The 20,471-nt window shown below is 47.6% G+C and carries 16 protein-coding genes; 1 reads left to right on the top strand and 15 read right to left on the bottom strand.

Annotated features, from left to right (window positions below; translation table 11 throughout):
* Window positions 1–2 precede the first annotated feature (2 nt).
* The 12 genes from ACUUJN_RS06085 to thpR all read right to left on the bottom strand — a co-directional run bounded on the left by ACUUJN_RS06085 (window position 3) and on the right by thpR (window position 15,725).
* Window positions 3–1,340: an O-antigen ligase family protein gene (locus ACUUJN_RS06085; protein WP_023987419.1), complete on the bottom strand. Its 1,338-nt coding sequence runs from the start codon at window positions 1,338–1,340 to the stop codon at window positions 3–5.
* A gap of 10 nt (window positions 1,341–1,350) precedes the next feature.
* On the bottom strand, window positions 1,351–2,286 hold the full coding sequence (locus ACUUJN_RS06080) for a glycosyltransferase (RefSeq protein WP_484669400.1): 936 nt from the start codon (window positions 2,284–2,286) through the stop codon (window positions 1,351–1,353).
* Entirely contained in the window at window positions 2,286–2,984 is a 699-nt protein-coding gene (locus ACUUJN_RS06075) for a sugar transferase (protein WP_023987417.1), read from the bottom strand. The genes ACUUJN_RS06080 and ACUUJN_RS06075 overlap by 1 nt, the downstream gene beginning before the upstream one ends.
* 16 nt (window positions 2,985–3,000) lie before the next feature.
* Window positions 3,001–3,894 (bottom strand): UTP--glucose-1-phosphate uridylyltransferase GalU, encoded by an 894-nt coding sequence (gene galU, locus ACUUJN_RS06070; RefSeq protein ID WP_013309151.1) that lies wholly within the window; start codon window positions 3,892–3,894, stop codon window positions 3,001–3,003.
* Window positions 3,895–3,933: 39 nt separating this feature from the next.
* Window positions 3,934–4,572 (bottom strand): CpsD/CapB family tyrosine-protein kinase, encoded by a 639-nt coding sequence (locus tag ACUUJN_RS06065; RefSeq protein WP_013309150.1) that lies wholly within the window; start codon window positions 4,570–4,572, stop codon window positions 3,934–3,936.
* Complete coding sequence (locus ACUUJN_RS06060) at window positions 4,556–5,299, bottom strand: YveK family protein (protein WP_023987416.1); 744 nt, start codon at window positions 5,297–5,299, stop codon at window positions 4,556–4,558. Before ACUUJN_RS06060 ends, ACUUJN_RS06065 begins: the two co-directional genes overlap by 17 nt.
* A 281-nt stretch (window positions 5,300–5,580) precedes the next feature.
* A complete protein-coding gene (locus ACUUJN_RS06055) occupies window positions 5,581–6,219 on the bottom strand; it encodes a response regulator (RefSeq protein ID WP_013309148.1) in 639 nt (212 codons plus the stop codon).
* A gap of 116 nt (window positions 6,220–6,335) precedes the next feature.
* Window positions 6,336–7,952, bottom strand: coding sequence for a sensor histidine kinase (locus tag ACUUJN_RS06050; protein WP_484669399.1), 1,617 nt, complete (start codon window positions 7,950–7,952; stop codon window positions 6,336–6,338).
* Window positions 7,953–8,273: 321 nt separating this feature from the next.
* Entirely contained in the window at window positions 8,274–12,872 is a 4,599-nt protein-coding gene (gene gltB, locus ACUUJN_RS06045) for a glutamate synthase large subunit (RefSeq protein ID WP_068938671.1), read from the bottom strand.
* A 461-nt stretch (window positions 12,873–13,333) separates the two neighbouring features.
* On the bottom strand, window positions 13,334–14,017 hold the full coding sequence (locus ACUUJN_RS06040) for a metal-dependent hydrolase (RefSeq protein ID WP_340858926.1): 684 nt from the start codon (window positions 14,015–14,017) through the stop codon (window positions 13,334–13,336).
* 217 nt (window positions 14,018–14,234) lie between these two features.
* A complete protein-coding gene (locus ACUUJN_RS06035) occupies window positions 14,235–15,047 on the bottom strand; it encodes a cell wall hydrolase (RefSeq protein WP_023987413.1) in 813 nt (270 codons plus the stop codon).
* Between the two features lie 111 nt (window positions 15,048–15,158).
* On the bottom strand, window positions 15,159–15,725 hold the full coding sequence (thpR, locus tag ACUUJN_RS06030) for an RNA 2',3'-cyclic phosphodiesterase (protein ID WP_484669398.1): 567 nt from the start codon (window positions 15,723–15,725) through the stop codon (window positions 15,159–15,161).
* Window positions 15,726–15,952: 227 nt separating this feature from the next.
* Between thpR and ACUUJN_RS06025 the strand changes: the two genes are divergently transcribed.
* Window positions 15,953–16,909 carry a D-2-hydroxyacid dehydrogenase gene (locus ACUUJN_RS06025; protein ID WP_484669397.1) on the top strand — a complete coding sequence of 319 codons (957 nt, stop codon included), beginning with the start codon at window positions 15,953–15,955 and terminating at the stop codon, window positions 16,907–16,909.
* Between the two features lie 4 nt (window positions 16,910–16,913).
* On the opposite strand, the gene ACUUJN_RS06020 is transcribed toward ACUUJN_RS06025, so the two are convergent.
* The 3 genes from ACUUJN_RS06020 to ACUUJN_RS06010 all read right to left on the bottom strand — a co-directional run bounded on the left by ACUUJN_RS06020 (window position 16,914) and on the right by ACUUJN_RS06010 (window position 20,343).
* Window positions 16,914–17,900 carry a TRM11 family SAM-dependent methyltransferase gene (locus ACUUJN_RS06020; protein WP_484669396.1) on the bottom strand — a complete coding sequence of 329 codons (987 nt, stop codon included), beginning with the start codon at window positions 17,898–17,900 and terminating at the stop codon, window positions 16,914–16,916.
* A 13-nt stretch (window positions 17,901–17,913) separates the two neighbouring features.
* Window positions 17,914–18,858, bottom strand: a complete 945-nt coding sequence (locus ACUUJN_RS06015) for an MsnO8 family LLM class oxidoreductase (RefSeq protein WP_076295011.1) — start codon at window positions 18,856–18,858, stop codon at window positions 17,914–17,916.
* A gap of 69 nt (window positions 18,859–18,927) precedes the next feature.
* Window positions 18,928–20,343, bottom strand: a complete 1,416-nt coding sequence (locus tag ACUUJN_RS06010; protein ID WP_028543119.1) for a deoxyguanosinetriphosphate triphosphohydrolase family protein — start codon at window positions 20,341–20,343, stop codon at window positions 18,928–18,930.
* Window positions 20,344–20,471: the final 128 nt, after the last annotated feature.

Genomic DNA, 20,471 nt, shown 5'->3' with positions numbered 1-20,471 from the left:
TATCACTTCTCTTTGCGAAAATCGGTTTGAGTAGATGTCTGGTATAACGCGTTCAAATACCAGCAAAATGGAATAATCATCTGAACCGTCGACAACGTATTATCTGAAAACGAGTAGATCAGAAAGCCTGCAATTAAGCTTACAAAATAAGGTTTGATAGACTTGGCAAGCGACCGGTAAATGAGAGCGAACACGATCAGCAATGAAAGCATTAATAGCCCGCAACCGATATATCCCGTGTCAAAATAAAAGCGTATATACTCGTTATGCGGTACAACAAAGCCATTGAATAATGTCCCGTCATTCGCGACCGTTACCGCGCCAAGACCTCTCCCTGACCAAGGGTAATCATGTACTCTGTTCAAAAAATATTCCCATGCCTCCGAGCGTCCCGACAGGTCAATGCCTGTATCGGTCTCCCGTTCGAAGGAGCGTTTTTTTAAATTGTTCCATTGCAGGGCCACCGCCCCCAGAGCAACCAAAAACGATCCGGCCAGCGGTAGCAAATAATTGACTTTCCCCTTGAGGTACTGACGGGCAATATCAAACAGATACACAGCAAACATTAATAACAATGCCAGAATCGGTCCACGTGTACCGGTGGCGATCAGAATCAGAAAGTTCAGTGCCAACACAGTGTAATAAAAAGCGGCTTGCTTGGGTTTACGCTTGACCTCAATTAGAGAGACAGCAATTCCGAGAAAGGAGAGCATTGCCAGATGCGGCGGTATATTCGCTCCTTGTACTCTGACTGCGCCCGTAAATTCTACATCCGTAAACGAATGCAGCCCTAGAACCTGCAAACCCAGTCCAATGACCACACTAATAATGGGCAACAAACTGATCAGTCGGATATGCTTTTCTGCCACATCCTTTTTCCACTGGATCAGTAAAAAAAAGAAAGGGAGTGATAAACCGACGAACGCCTTGACGGCAATCGAGGTCGTTAACAAAGGCAGCCATGCTGAAAATCCAAATGTGATCCCCAGCATGATCACCAATGCCCAGACCGGATAGCTGAACTTGAGACGTATGCCATACACGAGCATGCACGGCACCAGCAGAGCCAAAATGCCCAATTTGTACAATGACAAAATCTCAATACCGAACACGCCACCCTGATACAGAGAATCGACTGAGACTGCTGTACTTAGCAAAACAGCATAGCTGATGCGCTCCGGATGATGGATAGAAACAGCCAGCAAGAGCAGTAAACATACCGCCGCAATACTGACCACCGGCTGATAGGTAGCCGCAATTCCTACAGCAAGAGCGCCCAGTAGAAAAATAAAAACATGCTGTATGGTGTTTATTCTAGTAGTCCAAGGATAGTTACTCATGTTCCATCTTTCACCCCGCAGCTGACTCGCTTTTCCGGTTGCGCAGTGTATCCAGCGTCCCACGGATACTTTCAAGCCTGCACCGGTTCAACAGCTTCCTGCCCTCACTACGTGCCAGCAGGGAATCCAAAGTGATGTATAACACTTTGGCTGCCGTCTTCGCCATCAGCATCGCGTTGCCGCGCAGACCTACGGCCTGAGCAGCGTTAGACATGCCCTGACAATAGTAGCGGTTCATGATCCATTCTTTCGTTAACCGTGAAGACGGCACAAAATGTTCCACAGACATGTGTGGATGATACATAATCGTTCCACCATTTTTACGGATTTGCTCGAATACCCACGATTCTTCACCTGATAGAAGGATATCTCCCTTTCTGCCTAGATGAAGCGGGAACATAACGGCAGCAAAAGCCGTTTTGCGCATCGCCATATTCGCTCCAAATGGATTCAGTCCCGACGGATATTCACGAACGGCTTTGCCCAGATCAATAATCGTGTAAGGCAGTTCAAGCGGGCCTGTCAGCCAACCCGGTCGTTCCGTCTCAAACATAGGGTCAATTTTCCCACCCATAGCCGTCAGCTCAGGATTGTTCCCGAATGCTGACATAATCGTTTGCAACCATGTAACACACGGAATTGCATCATCATCGAGAAAAGCAATGACTTCCGCTCTTGATAACGTAATACCTGCATTACGAGCAGCAGACAATCCTTGTTCGCGCTCATAATGATATCGGAGATGGATATTCTGACCATGGGCGACGGTGAACCTTTTGATCGTCGCTGCTGTATGATCGGTGGATCGGTTATCGACCACAATGATCTCAGCCAGTGCAAGGTCTTCCAGCTCCAGCAGGGACATTAACGTTTTCTCCAGCAGGTCCGCCCGGTTATAGGTGCAAATAACGACGGACACTGCAGGACATCGCTTGAATGCATCCATCAGTAAGCATCCTTGGAGAACAGCATTTTAACGCCTGTTTTCATGATGATTTTCAAATCGAGCCACGTATTGCGAACATGAATATACTTCAAATCCATTTGCACCATTTCTTCGAAGCCTACACTGTTACGTGCGCTCACCTGCCAGTAACCCGTACATCCCGGTGTTACAATCAGGCGTTGCTTATCATAATCGGAATATTGCTCGACCTCGCTGGGCAACGGCGGACGCGGACCGACTAAAGTCATGTCGCCGACCAACACGTTCCACAGCTGCGGAATCTCATCAATACTCGTCTTGCGCAGAAAACTGCCAATTTTCGTGATCCGAGGATCGTTTTTAATTTTAAACATGGCGCCGCTCACTTCATTCAGCTCCATCAAGTCCTTTTTCAGTTCCTCTGCATTGGACACCATTGAACGGAATTTATACATATCGAATAACTTCTCATTCTTGCCCACCCGAGTTTGCTTGAAAAACACGCTTCCCTTTGGGTCTTCGAGCTTAATCAAAACGCCTACCACTACAAAAAGCGGAAGCAAGACGATCAAGCCCACGAACGACAGCAGCATATCAAGGAGGCGTTTTGTGACCAGGTAGGACATTTTATCCTGAATTTGTGTATTTCCGTATGGCATGTAAAACGCTTTACCTGACATGACAGCCTCGCCGTCCTCCGGTAAATTTTCCATGCTCATGCTGACGTACCCCCTCTCAACCTGCCGTGGTTGCTTTCTCGGTCTTTTTCAACCATTCATTCATGGCCTCCATAACCGGATACTTCAAATCATCGCTGGCAAGTGCAAATTCAAGTGTGGTTAAAATATATCCAAGACGCTCACCCACGTCATAACGTGTGCCTTCAAAATCATAGGCGTACACACGCTCACTCTGATTCAGCTTTTGGATCGCATCCGTCAGCTGAATTTCGCCGCCAGCTCCTTTTTCCTGAAGATCAAGATATTTGAAAATTTTCGGCGAGAACACGTAGCGACCCATAATAGCCAAATCGGATGGCGCTGTGCCTGGAGCCGGTTTTTCTATAAAATTATTCACTCGGTACAAGCGTCCGTCCTGCTGATCCGGTTCAATGATGCCGTACCGGTTCGTAAATTCCTGCGGTACCCGTTGCACACCGATAACCGAATTTTGAGTTTCCTCATACTGATCCATCAGCTGGCGCAGGCAAGGTTTCTGACCTGTTACGATATCATCGCCCAGCAGCACACCAAACGGCTCGTCCCCGATAAAGCGTCTTGCGCACCATACCGCATGTCCAAGACCTTTGGGTTCTTTTTGGCGAATGTAGTGAATTTCCACTCCCGAAGAACGCTGTACTTCCTCCAGAAGTTTCAGCTTACCGTCCTCGAGCAGTTTGGATTCCAGCTCAAATGCGTTGTCAAAGTGGTCCTCAATGGCACGTTTGCCTTTACCCGTAACGATAATAATGTCCTCAATACCCGAAGCAATCGCTTCTTCCACGATATATTGAATCGTAGGCTTATTGATAATTGGAAGCATTTCCTTAGGCATCGCTTTTGTGGCAGGGAGGAAGCGCGTACCTAACCCTGCTGCTGGAATAATGGCCTTTTTCACTCTTTTCGTCATCGCACTCATTCTCCTTGCTTCATCGAATTTTGGTGTTGCTTACTTCACCTGATTCATCACAATTCCAACCAGCGTCGCACTGGCCTGCTCCATGAGTTGCTTTGTTTTGCGTAGATCTTCCCGTTTGGTACGACCATGTCTAGCAACGAGAATCACACCATCCGTCAAGCCTGCAATCAAGCGAGCATCCGTATAATTCAACGCCGGAGCCGAATCAAGCAAGATGATGTCATATTCACGTTTGAGCTCTTCCAGCAGCTCAGCCATACGTTCGCTACCGAGCAGATCTGCTGCGTTGTACAGGGTGTCTCCACCGGGAACAACCGATAGCTCCAGCCCACCATGCCTAACGATAGACTTGGAAGAAGCCCCACCGCGCAAATAAGCCGATAGACCTCCGGTATTCTCCATTCCGAATATCTCGTGCAGCGCTGGTTTATGCAGATTGCAATCCACCAGAGCCACCTTCTTGCCTTCTTGTGCAAAGGAAACTCCGATGTTGGCGAGCAGTGTAGTTTTACCCGCTCCGCTTTCCGGCGAGGTCAACAATAGAACCGTTCCACGGTCCTTTTGCCCAATCACCTGCTGCCGGATGTATGTACGGAGGGATCGAAATGATTCCGAGATATACGATGATGGATTACTTTCTGTAATCAACATGTCATTCAATCGCAGCATATTTACGCTCCCCTACCCGTTCTTTGGAATTTCCGGCTGCTCCATCGACGTCTTTCTTGCGAATGACTGGAATCGATGCGATTACCGGAATGCCGATGTCCGCGTCCGCTTCTTTCTCCGAGCGCAGCGTGCCGTTAATGCTTTCCAGGAACACAATCGTGCCCAATGCAATCATCAGCGATACGAGAAAACTAATCGCAATATTCATGAGCGGGTTCCCATTAATCGGGTCAGGATTGGCCTGAGGGTCCGCTTCATTTAAAATTTTCACATTATTCAATTCCATCAATCCCGGAACCGTCTGTACGAATTTCTGGGTTACCGCGTTTACAACCGCTGCGGCCTGTGGATAGCTCCCTGCCTCAAACGTCAAACCGATAACCTGACTTTTATCCGAGGATTTAATCTGCAGCTTCTCTGCCAACTTCTGCTGCGTCAAACCGAACTCGGGATGAGCCGCTACAACAGCGTCCATAATTTTAGGTGAAGTGAGAATTTGCTTGTAGCTTTCCACCAAATTAAGACTTGTGTTGACGTCGTTCAGATTGTTACTCCCCTGCTTGGCGGAAATATGATTAACCAGCAGTTGGCTTGAAGCGGAATAGACTGGCTTCACAACATTGTCGCTCACAAAGTATGTTGTTACACATGAGAGAATGACAAAAATTGCGATCAGCCACAATCTTCTTTTGATCAGGACTAGATAATCCAAAATGGTTTTCTCCACAAAAATCCTCCCTCCTATACAATTTCTCTTCATATTTAAGTATGACTTTATTGTAACAATTGGCTCTGTGAACGACATGGAACCGAATGGCACTTTCTCCCTCACTATGGGGGGAGGGAAATGTATACTTTCGGATACGGCATGGTATACTTTTGTACCATGCTTTGTCGATTATGGAAAAAGAAATCGAAAAAAGCCTCAAAATCACAAATCTTGGTGATTTTGAGGCTTTTCTTTCCACTCGCATATAAAAGTGCAGCGCAGCTTATAGAGTCAGCGCATCATACCATGTTTGTTGGCTCGTACTTCGCCAGACCAATGGCATTGGCATACAATGCTGCCTGCGTACGATCCGCCAGCCGCAGCTTGGCCAAGATCTGACTGACATGCTTTTTGACTGTGAACTCACTGATAAATAACCGCGATGCAATTTCACGATTGCAGGCTCCTTGTCCCAGCTCGACCAGCACTTCCTTTTCCTTTGGCGTCAGGTCGTCCGACAGATTGCCCGCATCTTCACGCAGCTTGTTTTCGAGAATAGCCGGATCATAATATTTGCGTCCTTTGTTGACAAGATGAATCGCGTAAATTAATTCCTCAGGCAATGCTTCCTTAAGCACATAACCATCCACGGAAGCTTCCTCTGCTTTCAGAAAATCTTCACGTGTTGCGGAAGAGGTCAGCAAAATAAATTTGCTTCTGAAACCACGTCCGCGCGCTATCTTGATAATATCCAGCCCCGATTCATCAGCTAGTTTCAAATCCAGCAGCACCAGATCCGGATCTGTTTCCTCGATCACCACAAGTGCTTCCTGTTGATTCTGGGCCTCTCCCGCAAACTGAACATTGGGCTGCATGGATATAACCGCAGCGAGTCCTTTCCGTACTAAAGGATGATCATCGACAATGACAATTTTCATGATTCGGCCTCCTGTCTACAGTTCAGGATTTGCATAATCCCTATGTATCCGATTGTTACCGCAGATTTTGTATTGCAGAATGTTCACGCATTTTATTCGAGGATTTTGCAAAATCCTCATTCATAAGCATTTACCGGAATGGACAATCGGATCTGTGTTCCCTCTCCGATTCGACTTGAAATATCAAATTCGCCTCCCATCGATTGAGCTAAATATTCCATATTCATCATGCCCAGGCCCCCGCCTGCACTGACCGCCTCACCTCCTGCTACCATTCTCGCCGTCTCAAACCCTACTCCGTCGTCATGAATAGACAGTCTAATCACTTGGGGCGTCAATTTTAACTTCACATCAATTCGCTTGGCCAATCCATGACGGATTGCGTTCCCCGCCGCTTCGGAAATGATGCGGAACAAAGCTTTTTGGTACAAATACGGAAGTGAATAATGATCACCATGAATGTCAAAATCAATTTGTACATGGTTCAGCTTGGAGAGTGTATGGAGATGACTTTTCACCGTCCCTAACCAAGTTGAGCCTCCGCTTTTTTTCGAGCTTAGACTATGAATCGCCCCTTTCAGCTCTCTAACCGCTTGGTTAGCAGATTGCTGAATTTGCTCCTTTGGCTGATGACACCAGGTTTGCCGGAGAGAATGCGTTGCGTACACAATACCAAAAAGACTTTGAGAAACATTGTCATGCATTTCATTTGCAATTCGGTTCTGCTCATTCGTCACAATCAGCTGATTTTCAATACGCTCCAGCTCATAGCGCTCCAAGAACACAGCGCTCAGCTCAGCCAAGAATATCAGTTGTTGCACGAGCCAGCGTCTTCCTGTCAGACTTTGATCCGGGCCCAGCTTGAGGCCAATCGTCGCTACAAAACGGGTCGTCATCGGTACTGTGATCATGAGGAAATCGCCCCATTCTGGCAGATGTCTGAAAAATGGTTCACGCTCTTCCCTGAATTCCTCCCGATAATTCCCCAGCTCCTCGAATAGCTGCTCCTCCTCCTCTACCGTCCAGCCTGTCTGGCTGCTTTCCGGTGCATCCTCCTCCTGACTATCTAGCCAGAAAAATGCACGGCTCTGCTTTGTTAGCTTGACAGTATAGTCTGAGATGACCTGACCGAGATTTAAAGCCTCATTGTGGCTGGTCGTCTCCATGATGTGGTAAATCGACTTGATATGATCCATCGTCTCATTGGCTTGTTCTTTAGCCACCTTCAGTTCGTCCTTCATGACGCCGATAACCTGCATTGCCATCGTAGTTACGATCAGTACCAGAAACAAATTGATATTCTGCAATATAAGATCCCACAAAAAATATTGACCTGGTGTAAAAAAGATATAACAAAATGTAAGCACCAAGCCGATATAAGAAAGGAGGAGTGTCCAACTGTATCTCATAGACAGATGAGCACAAGCCACCAGCATGGGGGTAATCACATACCATTTGAACGGGCTATCCATCCCTCCGGTTGGGAATAACAACAAAATGATCCCTGCTGTTTCTAGTGCAATGCTGCATTTCAATACCATATCATGAAGTCTGTATTTACGGTAAATCCAAGTAAATGCTGTAACGGATAAAAATAGAAAACCAATCAGTAATAGCTTCTGCCACACGATTAACCTAGATGATTCGAACAGAAAAACAAGTGACGTTAGAGATAGTGATACATAACGGTATAAAAAAATCATTTTGTCTTCTGCTGACTTCCTCAACTTCATCCTGTCACCCTATTCTGTGTTTTGAAGGGACGATGGGCATATTAGGTTTGTTTGTGTACTCTAAAAAAATCATAACCAATCCAAAAATAAATAACAAGACATAAACTCTTACGTAAACGGTTACATTCCAAAAAATTTGGTACTTTTTATAACATATTTACCGTTTCAGGAAAACATTTTGGGGGTAATGTCAGAATTTATGACGTTTGTCAAGGAAATGAATCACATTTTTAGCAACCTAAAAAAGACTTGCTGGTACCACCGTGATTATAACAGCGGTATTCAGCGAGTCCTTTTTTAGTAAATTTGGTAGTCTACATTTTAGCCCCCGGCACGCGCCAATTCACGCATATTGGCTTCAAATGCTGCCAACAGAGCTTCATCTCCGCTCAAACCAGTTGCCTCTTCTTTTTGGATCTGTTCAACCATACGCTTGTAATCCTTTGGAATCACCCGTACAAACTGCTGAATCGCAGTCTGCCAATCATCCAAAATACGTTGTCCCGCTTCACTACCCGTGTAAGTGACATGGCGTTGAATCAAGCCGCGCAAATCCGCTGCTTCTGCAGGTTCTTCCACACCTTCCAGCAACACCATTTCCAGATTACAACGGCTCAGGAACGTCCCCTCAGGGTCATAGACATATGCAATACCTCCGGACATTCCGGCTCCAAAATTCCGTCCGGTTCCACCCAATACCGCTACACGTCCGCCCGTCATATATTCGCAACCATGATCCCCAACGCCCTCAACTACAATTCGTGCGCCGGAGTTCCGAACGGCAAAGCGCTCGCCTGCGATTCCGCTAATGTAAGCTTCACCGCTGGTCGCTCCATACAAGGCTGTATTTCCGATAATAATGTTCTCTTCTGCCTTAAAGGTCGCTTTGTGAGACTTTTTCACTATAACCTTACCGCCAGATAGCCCTTTACCGACATAGTCATTGCTATCGCCTTCCACGCTCAGCGTGATGCCTTTCGGAATAAATGCCCCGAAGCTCTGACCTGCCGATCCAATAAAGTTAAAGCGAATCGTATCCTCTGGCAGACCCGCCGCTCCATACTTACGGGTGACCTCGCTGCCCAGAATCGTTCCTACCGCCCGATTTACGTTTGTAATAGGTAAGGTACCCTCAACAGGCGTTCCGTTCTCCAGCGCTTCCGCAGCCATCGGTACGAGCTGCTGCATGTCGAGTGTTTCTTCCAGACCGTGATTTTGGCGTTGTACGCGGTAACGTACACTACCTTCTTCCAACTCAGGAACATGCAACAGCAAGCTCAGGTCTACGCCCTTCTTCTTCCAATGCGAATCGGCGTTCACGGTATCCAGACAATCCGTACGTCCAATCATTTCCTGAATTGTACGGAAGCCCAATTCCGCCATAATTTCACGGACATCTTCTGCGATGAAACGCATAAAATTCACCACATGGGCAGGATCGCCCATATAATTTTTGCGCAGCTCCGGATTCTGCGTAGCCACACCAACCGGACATGTATCCATTTGGCATACCCGCATCATAATACAGCCCAACGCCACGAGCGGCGCTGTAGAGAAGCCGTATTCTTCCGCGCCCAACAGGGCAGCTACTACCAAATCGCGGCCAGACAGCATCTTGCCGTCTGTCTCCAATACCACGCGGTCGCGCAGGTTGTTCAACATCAGCGTCTGATGCGTCTCCGCCAGACCCAGCTCCCAAGGCATACCTGCATGGCGAATGGAGCCTTGCGGGGAAGCGCCTGTACCACCGTCGTAACCGCTGACCAGAATAATGTCAGCACGGCCTTTTGCTACCCCTGTAGCAATCGTGCCTACGCCTACTTCTGACACCAGTTTCACGTTAATGTCAGCACGCGGATTGGCGTTTTTGAGATCATAGATGAGCTCTGCCAAATCCTCGATAGAATAAATATCGTGATGCGGCGGTGGTGAAATCAAACCTACTCCTGGCGTAGAACCACGTACCTCAGCAACCCAAGGGTATACCTTACGTCCTGGCAGTTGTCCACCTTCACCCGGCTTCGCGCCTTGCGCCATTTTGATCTGAATTTCGTCGGCATTCACCAAGTAATTCGATGTTACACCGAATCGGCCTGACGCTACCTGCTTAATCGAACTGCGACGAGAATCGCCATTGGCATCCGGAATGAAACGTGCAGGGTTCTCCCCACCTTCACCCGTATTGCTCTTGCCACCGATCCGATTCATCGCAATCGCCATATCTTCATGCGCTTCCTGACTGATCGAGCCAAAGGACATGGCTCCTGTCTTGAAGCGACGCATAATGGATGCAGCGGATTCCACTTCTTCCAGCGGCACAGGCTCACCCGTAGGCTTCAACTGAAGCATCGAGCGGATCGTTAAATGCTGTTCCGTTTCGCCCTGCACCAGCTTGGCGTATTTCTTGTATAACTTGTAGTCTCCAGAGCGAACCGACTGCTGGAGCAAATGCACCGTTTGCGGGTTAAACAAATGCTCTTCCCCGTCGTTACGCCATTGATAGTCGCCGCCCGAATCCAGCACTTTGTCGTTGCCGTCCTTGTCGGTGAAAGCACGGTTATGATGAACCAGCGCTTCCGTAGTCACTTCCTCCAGACCGATACCGCCAATGCGGGAAGGTGTCCAGGTGAAATAACGGTCAACAAAATCCTGTTTCAGACCTACAGCCTCAAAAATTTGTGCTCCACGGTACGACTGAATCGTGGAAATACCCATTTTGGACAATATTTTAACGACACCCTTTGTTGCCGCTTTAATATAATTTTTAACTGCCTTTTCGTGCGAGATGCCGCGCAGCAAGCCCTGCTGAATCATGACATCCAGCGTTTCAAAAGCCAGATAAGGATTAACCGCGCTCACACCGTAGCCAAGCAGCACCGCATAATGGTGAATATCCCTTGGCTCCCCGGACTCCAGCAAAATGCTCACACGAGTGCGTGTACCCTGCTTAATCAGATGGTGATGCAGGCTGGAAACAGCTAGCAACGCCGGAATGGCCGCATTTTCCGCATCCACTCCACGGTCGGACAAAATCAGGATGTTATGACCTTTGTCAATGACACGGTCAGCCGCCTCAAACAATCCTTCCAGCGCCTTGCGTAAGCCCTCAGCACCTTCCTTCGCTTCAAAGAAGATCGGAATTGTCATTGATTTGAAGCCCGGACGGTGTACGTGGCGAATTTTGGCAAACTCCTCATTCGACAACACCGGCGAATCCAAACGAATCTGACGACAGCTTTCCGGTTCTGGATGCAGTAAATTGCGCTCTGGCCCAATCGTAGTTGCGGTTGACGTTACAATCTCTTCACGAATGGCGTCAATCGGCGGGTTCGTGACTTGGGCAAACATTTGTTTAAAGTAATTGTACAAACGTTGCGGACGATCAGACAGCACCGCCAATGGTGCGTCGTACCCCATTGAGCCAATCGGTTCTGCACCTGTAAGTGCCATCGGCTCCAGAATTTTGCGCAGTTCTTCAAACGTATATCCAAAAGCGAGCTGAAGCTGATTTACATTTTCATGTTTAGGCTCCGGCTGTTCTAGTGCTTCTGGCAGCTCATCCAGATCAACCAAGTGCTCATCCAGCCATTGCTGATAAGGTTCCTCGGAAGCGATACGTTCCTTTAACTCTTCGTCAGAAACGATACGGCCTTCTTGGGTATCAACCAACAGCATACGACCCGGACGGAGACGATCCTTATAGAGCACATTTTCAGGAGCAATATCCAATACACCCGCCTCTGAAGACAGTGCGATCAGATCGTCCTTGGTCACATAGTAACGTGCAGGACGCAGACCGTTGCGGTCGAGAATGGCTCCGATTTGGATACCGTCTGTAAACGCCATCGCAGCAGGTCCGTCCCACGGTTCCATCATGGTGCTGTGATATTCATAAAATGCTCGCTTCTTCGGGTCCATGGTTTCATGCTTGTTCCAAGGCTCCGGCACCATCATCATGGCTACATGAGGAAGGGAACGTCCGCTCAGATACAGAAACTCCAGCGTATTATCAAACATGGCTGTATCGGAGCCATCTGGGTTAATGACTGGTTTTACCTTCTTGATATCTCCACCAAACGCTTCGCTTTCAAACTGCGCCTGGCGAGCATGCATCCAGTTCACGTTGCCGCGCATAGTATTGATTTCACCGTTGTGAATCATAAAACGATAAGGATGCGCACGGTCCCAGCTCGGGAACGTATTCGTGCTAAAACGGGAATGGACCAGCGCGATCGCCGATGTCACCCGCTCATCCTGCAAATCCAGATAAAATTTGCCTACCTGCTCGGTTGTCAGCATTCCTTTGTATACAACCTTGCGACATGACAAACTTGGAATATAGAACGACTCACCGTTCTCATCCTCTTGGTTATAGCGAATAGCAAGCTCTGCACGTTTGCGAATGACATACAGTTTCCGTTCGAAGTCCAGCTCTTCCTTTAGATCGCTACTGCGACCGATGAATACCTGACGCACGCCCGGTTTAGCTGCTTTTGCCGATTTCCCCAGCATTTCGTCATAAGTTGGAACATCGCGAAAACCCAAACAATTTTGACCTTCGTCCACGATGATATCTCTTAGCTTCTGCTCATGTACCTCACGAACTTTGGGATCATTGGATACAAAAAGCATACCAACGCCATAATGTCCGGCCTTTGGCAATTTGAAACCCAATCGCTCCGCTTCCTCTTGAAAAAACAGATGAGGGACCTGAATCATAATCCCTGCTCCGTCACCGGAGTTTGGTTCACTTCCCTGACCGCCCCGATGCTCCATATTCACGAGCATGGTCAAAGCCTGACTTACAATATCGTGCGATGGTTTTCCCTTGATGTGGGCAACAAAGCCCATGCCGCAGGCGTCTTTTTCGAATTGGGGATCATATAGTCCCTGTTTGGGTGGTAAACCTGTCTGTCTCATGGAACGCAACCTTTCTGTTATAAAGTCATGCTGGCCTGAAATACAGGCGGCCGAATAGAAGACAGTGGCAACAAGAGGTAACTCAAAGAACAACTACGAGGAATGGGGGACAAAACATGTGACGTATTCAAGGCGGTACGGTCCGCTGAATGCGTATGTTTTTCAATAATTATGCAATGGCTTGACTTGAAAAATACGTCGATTCCACTGATGAATCTAATTAGTTCTATCATTTTATCATTGACCTATCATGTTAGCAATTCAAAGTTTTTATGATTGTGATAATAAATCTTTTACATTACAGCTTCAACGTATCAATGCAAAAATATCTCATTTTTATGTATAAATATTCACTTTTAAAAAACAGCCTTTCCTATTCCTCTAAGGAACAGAAAAGGCGACAAAGGAGATTTGATGAGTTTATAGACCATCAAGTGTATTCCCGCAAATCAGATATCCTATTAAAATTCGAGACTTTCGCCGGGCTTCAATGCTTTCCCTTCAATGCCTTCTTTGTGTAGACGATCACAGAAGCCGTCTCCGTCCTGCTCAATACCCGGGAACGTATTGTAATGCACCGGTATTACGCGGCTTGCACGCAGCCATTTTGCTGCCAGCAGTGCATCCTCCGGTCCCATCGTATAACCATCTCCGATCGGCAATACCGCAGCATCGATGGAGTTAGTTTCCCCAATGAGACGCATGTCGCCAAACAGGCCAGTATCCCCTGCATGGAAAAAGGTTTGGCCTCCCATGGTCAATAAAATCCCCGCCGGCTCTCCCATGTAAACGGTTTGTCCGTCCACCGTCAAAGATGAGCTGTGGAACGCAAGCGTGAATTTCACATGGAAACCGTCAAAGTGGTGCCCCCCACCCAGATTCATACCGTGAGCTTTGGCCCCCAAGGATGAACAATATTCGGCCAGTTCCGCGACCGCGATCACTGGACAATCATTGCGCTTGGCAATTTCAACAGCATCTCCAAAATGATCGGCATGACCGTGTGTCAACAGTACGGCATCCACCTGAATATCCTCGGCTTGTACGGTTGCTTTAGGATTTCCCGTCAAAAAAGGATCAATAATAATCCGTTTCCCCTCTGCCTCTACCAGTACAACTGAATGTCCATAATATGTGATTTTCATATCATCTACGCCTCCTTTGTCACTTTCATTATTTTGGTTACTTTCCTTTACCTATTATAACTCTTTTGCATACTGGCTTCACCTGTACCACAAAATCCGTTCACAAAGCTGAACCCTATTGTTTAGAAAGGGCTGTTATTTGTAGAAGGCTGCCAACTAAACCGTTTCAATCTATACATTACTGATTTGAAACGCTCATGGGTTTTATGCCAAATGCTCATTTATAAAAGGTATGATGACCGATAGTTTTCACCTTGGTACGCGAATGATGAACCGTAAGGTCCTGGGCTAACGTAAGCGACAGGAAAAAACAGGTGTTATCAGGCACGGCTTTATGGCCGTTCAAAGCAGCAGTAACCGCACGGATGCTGTCCTGGTTGGGCTGAACACGACGAAGACGCCCGTTCGCGACCGGACTAAATTGCGCTTTTTGATAAATCACTGCCTGAATCGTATCGGGAAATGGGGCTGACCGCAGCCGGTTTAAGACAACGTTGGCAACTGCCACTTTGCCTTCGTACGGTTCGCCTTCTGCTTCTGCCATCACTATTTTTTGCAGCAGGAGCAGTTCTTTAGCGGAGACAGGATAGCTCCAGGTAGACAACGCCTTGTCATCCTGAGTGAGCATTTTTGTCTTCGTAAAGTAGATGGTTGTAGGAGGGGTTAGGATTGCGGACTTGCTATGCTGGACCTCAAGCTTTTTCTTGCCTGTAGCAACGTTATTCCGAGCTTGTTCCGCCTGCTTCATCTGGGAAGCGGGTAACGGTGTCGGCATGATTTCTTTCCAGCTTGGCTGCCCATGAGCAGCGACAAAGATGGGGCTTGTCCTGTTTGACCCGTTATGGGTCCCCATCCTGTCGCCATATGAAGGAGCCGAAGAGTTCCCTGACCAGCTCAGAGATTGCATAGGTGTATTTTTATGATTTTTCTGTGTTTGCTGAACCTCAGCGTAGAGGCCTATCCCCAATATACAAACAAGCAGCACACTCAAAAGAGGTGCAAACCAACGATGTTCTTTAACGATTTCCATAATGTTCCTCCCGTTAACTTTAAGCACATTCCTCAGATATGTAACCCAAAATGCGCCTTTTGAATAACGCTGAAACACTATATCACTAAATTCGCTGATAGATCAAGGGTTTCACCTCATTAATGGTAATGTTTGAATTATTTGGTACATTGGTTTTTGACCCATTCTGGTTGCATATAAAACAAATTCTCCCACTTCCCACGGCTCGCTGCATCGGTCATTTGGCTGCCAAATAGACGGTGGAATAGGCTGTTCTCCTGTGTACGAGCGTGCTAGGGTGATATGAGGTCGATAAGGTCGTTCCTCGGGTTTAAAACCCAGCGGTTCCGTAGCCTGGAGTATGGACTGGTACAATTGATCCAGTGACTCACGCTGCCCGGTCACTCCCCTCCACAGTACACGCGGAAATTCTTCACGGCCAAAAAAACCTGCTTCTCCAATGCCGAGTGTGAACGGGCCATGCTCAGCTGCAGCTTGAACTAAAACCTGCTCAAGTTTCGGTATAACCGAGGTCTCCACATCACCCAAAAACTGAAGTGTCACGTGGTAATCTCTGAAATCACTCCATTTGCGAAAAGTCAGGTCTTTTAAATCCTGCTCCACCCAATCATGTAATTTCTTCTTATGCTCATTTGGGAGAGCAATAGCTGTAAAAAGTCTTTGCGATTCATTTTTCATCAATCTATACCTCCTTTCCTAATAGATATTTGTGGATATCTCAAAAAGTAGCTGTTTGGATTGTCCCTAATCAGGGTAAAGCCATTTGTTGTTATATATAGTGACACCGCGAGCTCGTTTTTACCCTAATTATGCAATTTTTTCGGCAATCTGTTATTCTTGAAAGGATGGTTCGCCAGAATATATTGGAAACTCCAAGGAATCAAAAATCGAGGAGGCTATGAACTATGGGAAACATTTTAAGCTTACATCAACTTACGGAAGAGCAAAAAAAACAAGTTCGTGCAACAGCTCCGGGCTACGAGTTGATTATTGGCAAAGCTCAGGAATTGGAGTCTAAACAAATCTGGGAGGCCGAGGTTATTCTAGGCTGGTCAAAGCATATTGCCAAAGAGGCGTTACACCCAGACAGCAAACTGAAGTGGATACAAACCTGGTCGGCTGGAATTGACAAGCTACCGCTTACCGAATTGGAGAAGCGTAACATTTTACTAACGAATACAAGTGGTGTGCATGCAATTCCAATTACAGAGCAGATTTTTGGAATGCTGCTATCGCATACACGTTATTTACAGCAAGCAGCTCTCTTGCAACGTCAGAAAACATGGCAGCCACCGAAAGGCCAACTGACGGAATTACGTGGCAAAACGCTGTTGATTACAGGCGTTGGCGAAATCGGCCGCGAAACAGCGCGGATTGCAGAAGCCTTTGGCATGCGGGTGATCGGAGTCCGTCGTTCTGGCAAGGAAGCTCCCCATGTAGAGCACATGTATACTAACGAACAACTACACGAAGCATTGGGAGCAGCGGATATCGTGGTAAATATATTACCATTCACCAAGGAAACCCATCACTTCTTTGACGAAAAAGCATTTGCAGCTATGCGTAAGGAAGCCTTCTTCATTAATGTAGGCCGCGGTGGCACCGTTCATACGGATGCGCTTGTACGCTCTTTGGAGCAAAAGCATATTGCCTTTGCCGGACTGGATGTATTCGAGGAAGAACCGCTACCTGCTTCACATCCGCTATGGAGTCTGGACCATGTCTTGATCACACCGCATATTGCAGGCGATACGGACCGATATGCCGAACGGGCGGTAGATATTTTTCTTACTAATTTGAATGCCTATGCCGCTGATCAGGAACTGCCGCTGAATTTGGTTAACTACAAAACTAAGTATTAACACACTACTTACAGATCCAGATTTCCCGACTCATACCTGTCTTATGTATGCGGCATTGCTCCGTAAGGGTCCAACCTGAGTCGGATAACAATGTTTCCATCGGCTCCGTGCTCACGACCACTGCCCGCGCGGCCAAGCGTCTCAGACTGCGCAGCATCTTCTTTAGTTCATCAGCCGGGAGCACGGAGCACAGGTTATAGGGCATATCCAATATGGCCGCATCGTATGTGCCTTCGAGCATATTCATATCCCCGAGCTTCACTAGATCTTCTTCATATCCAAAATGACGCAAATTCACTCGTGCCCCACGCACCGCCAACGGGTTGATATCACAACCGCGAATATCCTTTCCCATACTCAATGCCTCAATCATTACATTGCCCATACCACAACACGGGTCTAGCAGTTTCAATGAGCCTGACTCTCCCTTTGCTGCTGTTAGATCAGTTGCTGCCAAATTCACAAGTGCCCTAGCTACCAGAACGGGTAGTCCAGTAGAATAATTTTGCGGCTTCTGACGACGCTCCTGCCACGATCTGTCGCTATACTGACACGTGCCCAGTAGCCACCGTTCTCCTATCCGAATAACACCAAGGGTGATATCCGGTGTCTTCATTTGCGCCTGCCCATGAATGCGTGCACCCATTCGGCGTTCGATCCCGCGCCGCTCGTCATAATCAGCCTCATGGTCACCTTCTTTAAGGCACAACACCTTGAAAGTCTTTCCTTCCTCAAGTTGTAACATAGAAGCTGCTTCGCATAGCTCTTCCAGTGTTCCCGCATCTGTCATTACATCCAGCCGAAGATGAATAAACGGGCTTGTCCCCGGCTCTAGACGCCGATGGGACAATAGGATGGAGTCCTGCACGGGCGGCTGACCGAACAAGCATTTTAATTCCAAAAGACACAACTCACGCTCTGTTTCATGACACGCATAGGTATATATGTAGCTTGGTTTCATTTCTTCGATATTCGTTTTCTGTTTATTCATGTCATATCTCTTTTCATTTGGAATCAAGGTTAGAATTTACAGCCTCCGCTATTAGACGGTAGGAGTGAAGCCGCTGCTCATAATCGGGAATCGGTGTGACCAACAGAAACTCATCATTATCATATTTAATCTGCAAGCCGCGTAACCGTTCGGCAATATCCGACGGCGTTCCCACCAGCCAGCTGGCTCGCATTGCCGGGTCGCCCAATGAAATCTGACCAGCCCATTGCTGCGCCAGTTCATTCGTCAAGGCACATACTGCTCCTACAGCAACCATGGTATGTGGCTTGTCCATCCGGTTGGATGGCTGAAAGCTGGAGCGGTAAATGCTTAGCATTTCTTCCGTTTGCTGTTCACTCATAAACTGACCGAATACATAGCCTGTTGAATACTGGGCGGCATATTCGGCACTTTTTCGGTTTGTACCCAGCATCCACACTGCTGGCGGCTGTTCAGGCATCGGCCGGGCAAACACAGGCACCTGTTCATATTCGTAAGTACCTTCCAGCAAAGCCAATAGAGCTTCCATCGTCTGTGGCAGCTCCGTCACATGTTGAAGAAAATTACCGCTCAGTGCCATTGAAGCATGAGGTCCACCACCAGGTGCTCTCCCCAGGCCCAATTCGACTCTGCCAGGATATAGAGCAGCCAGCAAATGAAACCATTCCGCGACCTTGACTGGACTATAATGCGGGAGCAAAATAGCACCCGCACCCAGTTTGATTGTCTTCGTCACCGCCCCGATATGAGACAGCAGCACTTCCGGGCTGGAGGAAGCCAGCCCCTCCATATCATGGTGCTCCGAGGTCCAGTAGCGTGTATATCCCCATGCTTCTGCCTGTCTTGCTAGTTCACCAGCTCGTTGAACCGCCTGCTCCGGACGGTTACTGGGCAGCAACGGCACCATATCGAGCACACCGAGATTCAACCTTTTTATAGATAAAGACTGAGATTGCATAGACATATTCCTCCCTCCTGCTATCCATTACAAACCAGTTCCTTCTACTATATAGGGGTAATTTAAAGGTCAATCCAGATCATAAATCGAACCCACCTTCAGACCGTATAACTCATTATAGATTTTTTCAGCAAAAGCATCGGTCATGCCTGCAATATAGTCTATGACCATATGCTCCCATGTCCAGATCGGTTTCGCCTTGGCTTGGTCGCGCTCATAGCGCTGGAGCCAGTCGCTTGGAATAATAGATTTGGACGTTTCCGGGTCTAGAAAAGCTAACCACAGCCGTCTGAGCATCCACTCACTCCGTTTTTGCAGTCGCTGTACGCGCAGATCGCGGATCATCGTAACCCAAGCAAAGCTTTTCAACACACTCACAGTGCGCAGCATATCCAAATCTTCGCTTCCATCCCGTACGAAGGTCACCTTTTTCCAATTTCCATCCTCAATTACACCCAAGCTGCTGACAAACAGGCTAACCCAGTATGCCTTCACTTCACGGCGAGTACGGGAATAATCGTGTTCACACATCGGCATCTTGCCGTTCCACACCTTCAAAAATTCGCTCAGCACAGCCGCTACCTTCTGCTCAATCTGAGCCAGTTGCCAGCCTTGCCAGAAGCTATCCTCCAACGTGGTGATTTTCTCCGTAATCAGACGAATTAAATACGGATCATATAAGAAGTGCTCATGTACCTCGATTTTCCCAGCCTTAATCCCGTCCTCCAGATCATGCGCAGAATAAGCGATATCGTCGCACAGGTCCATAAGCTGGGCTTCCAACGTTTTTTTACCATCAGGGATACCCCAATCCTCGCGGATGGAACGTATGTATTCCCACTCATGCAGGTACAACCCTTTTTTGTTCAGAATCCCCGGGTACGGGTATTTGTTGATCCCCAGTAACACAGCGTCCGACAAATTCAAACCATCCACGTTCTCACGCTTCTCCAAAAACATAATCAGCCGGAAATTGTGCGCGTTCCCTTCAAAATGCTCATAAATTCGTCGCTCACGCGCATAGGCCTCCTGTCCACGCTTAGACTCCGGTGTGAAGCCTCCGGCAGAGGATATCTTTTCTACCTTTGTTTCAATCAGTTGATCCAAAATCCCGTCCAGCACCTCTTCCCCCTTGTGTCCGAACGGTGGATGGCCAAAGTCATGTGCAATGGAAGCACATTCTACCACCTCAGGGTCAATGATCAGTCCTGCGTTATCTGCTTGTTCCAGCTCTACTTCGGGATGGCGGCGCAGCAAGCTTCGTGATGCTTCACGCGCAATTTGCGCTACCTCCAAAGAATGCGTCAGTCGTGTACGGTAATAATCGCCCGTGCCTGCGCCAAATACCTGTGATTTACCCTGCAACCGACGGAAAGTCGGTGAATGGATTAAACGGGAGTAGTCCCGTTCATATGCGGCCCGTGAAGCGTCGCTTCGTGTCTGTTCCGCAAATTGCCGATGCTCTCTCTTGTCCTGCCATGTCATAAAGCCCACTCCCTACGTACTCAATTGGAGTGATTATACATTTTTTTTGCGCCTCAGGAAAGCTCACATGACTTTCAGCTGTAAAAGTTACTTTTAGCGTCACTGCGCAGTCGGATGGTGCTTTCTAC

Source organism: Paenibacillus sp. LRG-1, assembly GCF_057220305.1.
Note: the sequence above shows the minus strand (reverse complement) of the source record. Positions and strands in the feature narration are given on the sequence as shown.